The sequence below is a fragment of the Mesobacillus sp. genome (assembly GCF_049588175.1).
In the GTDB taxonomy this organism is placed as follows: Bacteria; Bacillota; Bacilli; order Bacillales; family Cytobacillaceae; genus Mesobacillus.
Genome location: NZ_JBAVFI010000501.1, coordinates 1 through 8,327, shown reverse-complemented (window position 1 = coordinate 8,327; position 8,327 = coordinate 1). Strand labels below are relative to the sequence as shown.

Annotated in this window: 9 protein-coding genes; 6 read left to right on the top strand and 3 right to left on the bottom strand. The window is 40.7% G+C overall.

The genetic code is table 11. The features are described from left to right. Both WB217_RS12270 and WB217_RS12265 read left to right on the top strand, forming a co-directional pair. Positions 1 to 1,265, top strand: a 1,265-nt coding sequence (locus tag WB217_RS12270) for a carboxypeptidase M32 (RefSeq protein ID WP_423993504.1), incomplete at its 5' end; no start/stop codon positions are given. A gap of 48 nt (positions 1,266 to 1,313) precedes the next feature. Next, positions 1,314 to 2,219 (top strand): DMT family transporter, encoded by a 906-nt coding sequence (locus tag WB217_RS12265; protein WP_423993503.1) that lies wholly within the window; start codon positions 1,314 to 1,316, stop codon positions 2,217 to 2,219. A gap of 68 nt (positions 2,220 to 2,287) precedes the next feature. Here the strand turns inward: WB217_RS12265 and WB217_RS12260 are convergent, their stop codons facing one another. Genes WB217_RS12260 through WB217_RS12250 form a run of 3 tightly spaced genes read right to left on the bottom strand, consistent with a single transcriptional unit; the run spans position 2,288 to position 4,596 of the window. Further along, positions 2,288 to 3,943 carry a b(o/a)3-type cytochrome-c oxidase subunit 1 gene (locus WB217_RS12260; RefSeq protein WP_423993502.1) on the bottom strand — a complete coding sequence of 552 codons (1,656 nt, stop codon included), beginning with the start codon at positions 3,941 to 3,943 and terminating at the stop codon, positions 2,288 to 2,290. Continuing rightward, positions 3,943 to 4,419, bottom strand: a complete 477-nt coding sequence (locus WB217_RS12255) for a cytochrome c oxidase subunit II (RefSeq protein ID WP_423993501.1) — start codon at positions 4,417 to 4,419, stop codon at positions 3,943 to 3,945. The genes WB217_RS12260 and WB217_RS12255 overlap by 1 nt, the downstream gene beginning before the upstream one ends. 27 nt (positions 4,420 to 4,446) lie before the next feature. Then, complete coding sequence (locus tag WB217_RS12250; protein WP_207499743.1) at positions 4,447 to 4,596, bottom strand: hypothetical protein; 150 nt, start codon at positions 4,594 to 4,596, stop codon at positions 4,447 to 4,449. A 368-nt stretch (positions 4,597 to 4,964) separates the two neighbouring features. Between WB217_RS12250 and WB217_RS12245 the strand changes: the two genes are divergently transcribed. The 4 genes from WB217_RS12245 to WB217_RS12230 all read left to right on the top strand — a co-directional run bounded on the left by WB217_RS12245 (position 4,965) and on the right by WB217_RS12230 (position 7,862). Continuing rightward, on the top strand, positions 4,965 to 5,090 hold the full coding sequence (locus WB217_RS12245; RefSeq protein ID WP_423993500.1) for a hypothetical protein: 126 nt from the start codon (positions 4,965 to 4,967) through the stop codon (positions 5,088 to 5,090). Positions 5,091 to 5,210: 120 nt separating this feature from the next. Beyond that, complete coding sequence (locus WB217_RS12240; protein ID WP_423993499.1) at positions 5,211 to 5,984, top strand: SDR family NAD(P)-dependent oxidoreductase; 774 nt, start codon at positions 5,211 to 5,213, stop codon at positions 5,982 to 5,984. 221 nt (positions 5,985 to 6,205) lie between these two features. Then, entirely contained in the window at positions 6,206 to 7,291 is a 1,086-nt protein-coding gene (locus tag WB217_RS12235) for a type III polyketide synthase (protein WP_423993498.1), read from the top strand. A 1-nt stretch (position 7,292) separates the two neighbouring features. Next, positions 7,293 to 7,862, top strand: coding sequence for an isoprenylcysteine carboxyl methyltransferase family protein (locus WB217_RS12230; RefSeq protein ID WP_423993497.1), 570 nt, complete (start codon positions 7,293 to 7,295; stop codon positions 7,860 to 7,862). Positions 7,863 to 8,327 lie beyond the last annotated feature (465 nt).

The window sequence follows — 8,327 nt, the reverse complement described above, 5'->3', positions numbered from 1 at the left end:
GCAAAACCTTGGAAGAATGCAGAAAAGACTATGACCGTAATAAGAAAATACCTGCAACAGAGTACCGGGATTATGTTATTCTTCAATCCAAAGCTGAAACAGTCTGGGAAGAAGCGAAGGAAATGTCTGATTTTGAAATGTTCAGGCCTTACCTCGAAAAATTAGTGGAAACGACCAAGAAGTTCATTCAATATTGGGGATCAGAAGGAAATAAATATAATACGCTGCTTGATATGTATGAGCCAGGCGTAACAGTGGAAGTGCTTGACAAAGTATTTGGCGATTTACGTGAAAAAATCGTACCGCTTGTCCAGCAAATTTCAAATTCAGCAGATAAACCAGAGACCGAATTTTTATTCCACAACTTTCCGAAAGAAAAACAGAAAGCTTTTAGCCTGGATATTTTAAAGCAAATGGGTTATGACTTCGATGCGGGAAGATTGGATGAAACGGTGCATCCTTTTGCGATGGGTCTAAATCCTGGTGATGTAAGGGTAACTACAAAATATGATGAGTCCGACTTCAGGACAGCGGTATTTGGAACGATTCACGAAGGTGGCCATGCCCTTTACGAACAGAACATTTCGAAGGATTTAATTGGAACGCCGTTGAGCTCTGGAACATCAATGGGCATCCATGAATCTCAATCGCTTTTCTATGAAAACTTTGTCGGTCGTAATAAATCATTCTGGAAACATAATTACAGTTTGCTTCAGCAATATTCAAACGGTCAATTTTCCGATGTTGAAATAGAAGATTTTTATCGTGCAGTCAATGAATCGAAACCAAGTTTAATTAGGATCGAGGCAGACGAACTGACGTATCCTCTTCATGTAATGATCCGATATGAAATAGAAAAAGGGCTATTCAATGATGAGATCGAGGTAAAGGACCTGCCGCAAATATGGAATGATAAATATGAGCAGTATCTAGGCATCAGACCGAATAACGATGCACAGGGTGTCCTTCAGGACGTACACTGGGCAGGTGGGAGCTATGGGTATTTCCCATCGTATGCATTAGGTTATATGTATGCTGCCCAGTTTAAAAATGCGATGCTTAAGGATCTGCCGAACTTTGAAGAATTGCTGGAAGATGGTAATCTTTTGCCAGTGAAGGAATGGATGACTGAGAAGGTTCACCAGCACGGAAAAATGAAAAAGCCGCTTGAAATCCTTACAGATGTTACTGGTGAAGGACTTAATGCTAAATATTTAGTAGATTACTTGTATGAAAAATATAATAAAGTTTATCATTTAGTATAAAAATTGAAGATGGCAGTGTAGCTGCCATCTTTTCTGTGTGGTGAAACTATGCATAAAAAATTGCCTTATTTAATGATTGCTTTCGCTGCGGCTATGTGGGGTTTGATTGGTTTCTTTGTGAAAGGTTTGTCAGATGCTGGTTTCAGCGCCATGGAAATCGTCGCAATACGGGTAGTGACGGCAGCAGTTATTCTTGTTCTGGTTGGACTGGCAGCTTACCGTGGCCATCTTAAGATTAGAATAAAGGATCTACCTCTTTTTATCGGGACTGGTATATTTAGCATCGTCTTTTTTAACTGGTGTTATTTTACGGCAATTGAGCTAATGAATATTCCAATTGCCGTCGCATTGCTATATACTTCGCCTGCATTTGTGGCAGTACTGTCTTTTATCTTCCTGAAAGAAAGCATAGATCGTAGGAAACTAATCGCAATTTCTCTGACGATAATAGGTTGTACACTCGCTGCTGGTATAACCGGTCAGGAAGGATCATCATTTTCGGCTGCTGCTGTTCTGATCGGTCTTGGAGCAGGATTTGGTTATGCTCTTTATAGCATTTTTGGAAAAGTGGCTCTTAGGAAATACCATCCTTTTACCGTCACACTGTATACCTTCATTGTAGCTGCAGCGGCTCTGATTCCGACTACGGGAATTGCTGGCAAGGCGAGCATTTTGTTCAACGGAGGTACGTGGCTTTATGTCGTTGGACTTGGAATTTTCCCAACAGTTCTCGCATATTTTGCTTACTCATGGGGACTCGAAAGAACAGAAAGCAGTACAGCAGCAGTTGTTGCTACACTTGAGCCAGTTATTGCCACTATGCTTGGCGTATTAGTTTACGGGGACCGCCCGGGAATCCTGCAGTTTGTAGGTTCACTGCTTATTGTCCTATCCGTAATGGCTGTAAATATATCACTGCCAGCTAGGAAACAAAAAAAGCACTTCACTTTCTGATTAGTGAAGTGCTTTTTTATATAATCCCAGTCAACTAGAGTTGATCAAGATACCAGGGCATAATCTTCTTAGAAGAACTTATATCCCTTTGATCCAATCGGTGCATTCTGAATCATGTCAATGAAAGGAATCGTATAAGCGAAAAGAATCAATAAGACTGTAATACCAATCCAGAGCTTCCAGTTTTCAAATACCATCGGAGTTTTTTCGGCTGCGTCAGCAACTTCTCCAACTGGGAACTCCTCTTCACCTTTAGGTGCAAAGAATGCAAGATTTATGAAGATATAAAGCATCAAGATTATGCCAAGGAACAGGATAGAACCGCCGACTGCCTGTGCAACCTGGTAAGGGATCCATTCTGCAGCCTTTTCAGCGCCGCCGTATGTTGAGAAGGATGATCGGCGAGGGGCTCCTAGTAAGCCAGCTGCGTGCATTGATCCTGACATGAAGGTCATACCGATCGCCCAGACAACACCTTGGATAATGGCTAACTTGTTCATTGCCTTTGTCAGAACTCTGCCTGTTAAGTGTGGAATCAGCCAATAAGAGATTCCAAAGAACGTTAAGACTACAGATGTTGCAAGTGTTAAATGGAAGTGTCCTGTTACCCAAATCGTATTATGGACAACCTGGTTCAGCTGATGGGAAGCGTTGATTACGCCGCCTGCACCTGCAGGAATAAAGGCAAGCATCCCGATGAATGGAACCGCAAATCGTGCATCTCCCCAAGGAAGCTTTTTCACCCATCCAAATAGACCAGTAGAACCCTTGGATCGACCAAACATCTCAAAAGTTGCGAAAAGAGAGAAAGCAGTCATCAATGATGGGATGATGACAAGGAATGTCAGGATAACCTGAAGGAATTTCCACGCAGGGTCAATTCCAGGCTCCATCAGCTGATGGTGGAAACCAACCGGGATTGAGAACAGCAGGAACAGGATAAAAGACATCCTAGCCAATGAATCCGAGAAAATCTTTCCGCCAATGATTTTTGGAACGATTGCATACCATGCCATATAGGCAGGCAATAGCCAGAAGTACACAAGCGGGTGGCCAAAGTACCAAAAAAGGGTACGGCTCACTAAAACATCAACACGATCTACAAGCCCTAGAGACCAAGGAAGCAATTGGAACAGTACGGTTGCAGCTACTCCGATAGAAGCAACAATCCACAAAAGCGTATTAACAATTGCCATGAATGTCAAAAGCGGGCTAGGCTTTCCAGGGTTAGCTTTTCTCCAGGAAGCATAAGCCATAATCAATGCGGCACCGTCAATCCAGCTGCCGACAATAACGAGTGTAAGACCTACATAATAAAGAGCATGCGCCTGTAAAGGGGCATAAAAAGTATAAAGAACAGATGCTTTATTCAATAGAACCATGACAGCTGCCATAACAGTACCGACTGTCATGAGCCAGAAGCCAATCCAGCCCAGCAAACGCTGTTTATCAGTCAAAGCTCCTGAAGTCTTGCTCACTGCAGCAAGCTGGAAGCCCATAATGAAAAATGTAGTCAATACAAGGCCCAAAAGGACCCCATGCACTGTTAGAACCTGATAATATCCGATTCCCCAAGGTAATTCGAATTTTCCCGAACGGACAAGCGTCTGCAGCAAGCCTGCAAGTCCTCCGACTGCCAGGGCAATGAATGCTACATAAAAGTGAGCCATTGCCAATTTGCCATCACGGCGGTCAACTCTTGTATTTACTGTATTCGTACTCATTATTCTACCACCTCAATTTTAGAAGACATCATATGGTGGCCAACACCACAATACTCGTTACAAACGATCAGGAAATCGCCAGCCTTGTCAAACGTAGTCACGTATTCACTGATGAATCCTGGCTCAAGCATCATGTTGATGTTTGTTCCCGCAACCTCAAAGCCGTGGATGACATCCTTTGTAGTTGCAATTACTTTAACCTTTGCACCTTTAGGAACTTCAACCTTTGCCGGGTTAAAAGAAAAAGCAGAAGCAACATAAACTAGTTCATAATCCCATTCTTTGCCTTCAACCTTTTTCAGGCCGGGCTTATTGAATGGTGCGGTTGTATCAACCTTTTCAGGATTTATCGTAGCAAGACAGCTTGGCGGCTGATTGCCAAGATAGAAGGCGCTTACCCCAATGACTGAAAGGAAAACGAGAAGTGTCGTGACTCCGAATATTAGCCAAATTTTTTCAAACTTATGAATGTGCATAGCTTCTTTCTCTCCTTTTGATCTCTGTTAGAAACGATCTAAAAATAAAAAATATACGCCTACCCAAGTAATGATTAAAAAGAAACCCAACAAGAAAACAGATGCAAGTGTTCCTTTCAAAGAAGATTGTTCTTCCACCTTGGTGTTCGTTTTCTTCCCGATTCCAGGCTGTGCCATCCCGGTCACTCCCTTCGAATAAATAAGTAAGTAAATTAATTTAATAAGTACACTTTCATAATACAAAACAATCTGGAAACGTAAATATGGTTTCATCCAGTTCACAAATTGTTCATACTTGCTTTATTTACTATGTTAATGGTGAAAACCTATAAACACAGTGATTTAAGTCACATCCCAAGCTGGGTAAATGTGAATAATCTGTGAAAACGAAAATGTGAATACATGAGCAAGTGAGTTTGATATAAAGCTCTGGTGTGACAAAACTGGTTGACAATCCATGAAAGCGGAAGTTATAAAAACCTTCTCACCAAATTTATGATTGTTAATAAACTAGTAGAAAATGGTTTTTTCAGGAAGTGATTGTAGTGGAGAAATTCTATTGTGATCATTGCCGTCTTTTATATGATGAAATCAAAATTTGTAAAAAGTGCGGCAGTGCAGCAGAAAAGAAAATCTGGATTGAGGTCCAAAATCAATCCAACGAAAAATAATCAGCATGTTAAACTCAAAGCACCAGTCTGGTGCTTTTGCTGTGTTAAAGCATGGTTCACTCACTGGATAATTAATTGTGGTAAAATAAAGATAATTTAAAATTTGGAAAGGTGATGTTTATGTTTTTGCCTTCATTTCAACTTGATGGAAAGATTGCAGTAGTTACAGGTGCCGGGCGGGGAATAGGACGTGCGCTTGCCATAGGACTTGCAGAAGCAGGTGCTGATGTTGCATTGCTAGCGCGGACAGAGGAGGACTTGAAGGATACGGCTGCAGCTATTGGTGACCTTGGCAGAAGGGCTTTGATACTGCCGACGGATGTTACAAATAGGGAACAAGTACATAGGGCAATTGTCGAAGTAAAATCAGAATGGGATAAAATTGATATCCTCGTTAATAACGCAGGAATGAATATTCGCTCCAAAGCTTTGGATGTGACCGATGAAGAATGGCAGACAATTATGAATACGAATCTGAAATCCGCGTTCATGATGTCCCAGGAAGCCGGCAAAGTCATGAAAGACCAAAAAGCAGGTGGGAAAATAATCAATATTACTTCTGTTGGAGGCCATGTAGCGTTAAGAACGGGAGTTGTCTATGCAGCTACAAAGGCTGCTCTCATTCAGATGACAAAAGTGCTTGCGATGGAGTGGGGGCAATACGGTATTAATGTAAATGCAATTGGTCCTTGGTATTTTAAAACACCTCTGACTGAAACGCTTCTATCGGATGAAGTATATGTGAATGAGATCCTTGCAGTCACACCACTTAAAAGAATCGGTGAATTGCCGGAGCTCGTTGGACCTACAGTATTCTTAAGCTCAGATGCAGGAAATTACGTGACAGGACAAACATTATTTGTCGATGGCGGCATGACCATCCATGGTTTCTAAAATGAATGTCAACTGGTAATGATTTTATAGTGTTCCTGTGATAAGGGCATTGTATAATAAAATTGCACAGCAACTCCTTCAAAACATTAGGCTTTCTCCTTTACAGGGGAAAGTCTTTTTTTTTGCTCTAAAAGTTGATAAAGCTCAATCGTTAGTTTGACTGCATACTCTTCGGGTAAATGGAAAAAGTAACCGTACATATAGATGAGGAGAGTAGCGATATGCCAAGAATCATTTCCGCAGCAGAAGCATTGCCGCCATATGCAATTGAACAAGAAGAGGTAATGGAGTTCGCCGAAAAACTATTTAAAGAATCGTTCAGCGATATAAAAAGACTGCTAACTGTGTTCCAGAATGGACAGATAGAGAAGAGGCATTTTGCCAAAGATCTGGAATGGTTCGAGCATGACCATTCATTTGAAGAAAAAAATAATGCATACATCGAAACAGCTGTAAAGCTAGGAGCAGAAGCAATCTCAAAATGCCTGGCAAATGATGAATTCTTACAAAAAGAAGTGTTTTTGGAGGATATAGATGCAATCTTTACAATTAGCAGTACAGGCATAGCAACCCCGAGCATAGAAGCTAGGATTATGAATATCCTGCCATCTTCACAATATACTAAAAGGATTCCGATTTGGGGGCTGGGATGTGCGGGTGGAGCATCAGGACTTTCACGAGCATACGAATACTGCCTTGCATACCCGAAAGCAAAAGTGCTGGTTCTCTCGATTGAACTTTGCAGTTTAACCTTCCAGCGAAACGACAGGTCTAAAAGTAATTTGATTGGAACATCTTTGTTTGCAGATGGAGTGGCCTGTGCTCTTGTTTGCGGTGAAGATTCTGGGTTTGAGCAGTTAACAAAAAAGCAATCAGCTCCACGAATCATCGGAACGCAATCAACAACAATGCCAGATTCGCTTGATGTAATGGGATGGGATATAAGGAATGAAGGACTATACGTTGTTTTTTCAAAAGACATTCCTACAATTATCGAGAATTGGCTACAGCCAAATGTCCTTCGCTTTCTAAAGGCAAATGGATATAGTGTGGCCGACTTAGATCACTTCATCGCCCATCCGGGAGGCAAAAAGGTCCTTGAAGCGTATGTTTCAGCATTGAAGTTGCCTGAAACGATGACAGAAATCTCGCTGAATGTCCTGAAGGAATTCGGTAATATGTCATCTGCAACAATCCTTTATGTGTTAAGGAGGTTCATGAAAACTGCAAGCGTTGGCGACCTTGGTTTGGCTGCGGCATTGGGGCCTGGCTTTAGTTCGGAATTGCTGCTTTTGAGGTGGGAATAGAATGGCATTTTTCGTATTTATAGGATTTATCATATTCCAGAGATTGACAGAGCTGGTTATTGCTAAAAGGAACGAAAAGTGGATGAAGGGCAAAGGAGCCATTGAATTTGGTAAGGGCCACTATCCTGCGATGATATTGATCCACACATCCTTTTTTATCTTCTTTATTTTTGAAGTGATTTATTTTCACAAAAGTTTATCACTATATTGGCCAATATTGCTTTCGCTTTTCATATTTACACAGGTGATGAGAATTTGGGCACTGACTTCACTGGGAAGGTTCTGGAATACAAAAATCATTATTCTGCCAGGAGCAGACATAGTTAAAAAAGGGCCATATAAAATCATCAAGCATCCGAACTATTTAATAGTCACATTGGAATTGATCATTATCCCGCTTGTGTTTAATGCGTTTTTTACTTTCGCTTTGTTTACCTTCTTGAATATCGTGATCCTGTCAATTCGCATTCCCGCAGAAGAGAGAGCATTGAGAGAATTAACAAAATATGAAGATGAATTCGGTAAACACGGGCGCTTCGTACCAAATTTGTTAAATAAGTGTGACAATTAGCTAGTTTCCATTGAAAATGATAATCATTGATGATACACTTTTCTTAAAGATGAAAATAGTTCTCAGTTAATATTGAACTCTAAGGATGGTGTTATGAATGGTTTCTATGTTAGTCGTGTCCACTATAGCAGCATATTCTTTACTTATGAAATATGTTTTAAGCAACGTACTTAAACCACAATAAAACAATAGATTCTCAATTAGAACAAGCCCGGGCCCAGGTCCGGGCTTTTATATTTGTGCATAATTTATTGAGAATCCTCCGAGACAACAACTCAGCATTATGCTCTTTTTGCTGGTCCTCTCAAGATAGTTCAAATTACAAAAAGAATCTTACTTAATCATTCAAGAGAGGTAAAGTTTCCGAAAAGAGTCTATTTCGAAAATGTAATTATAGGAAAAGCGCGAAAAATCATATAAAATAAAGTCATTCACAAATTTGTCACAAGGGGTAAATAGAATGGG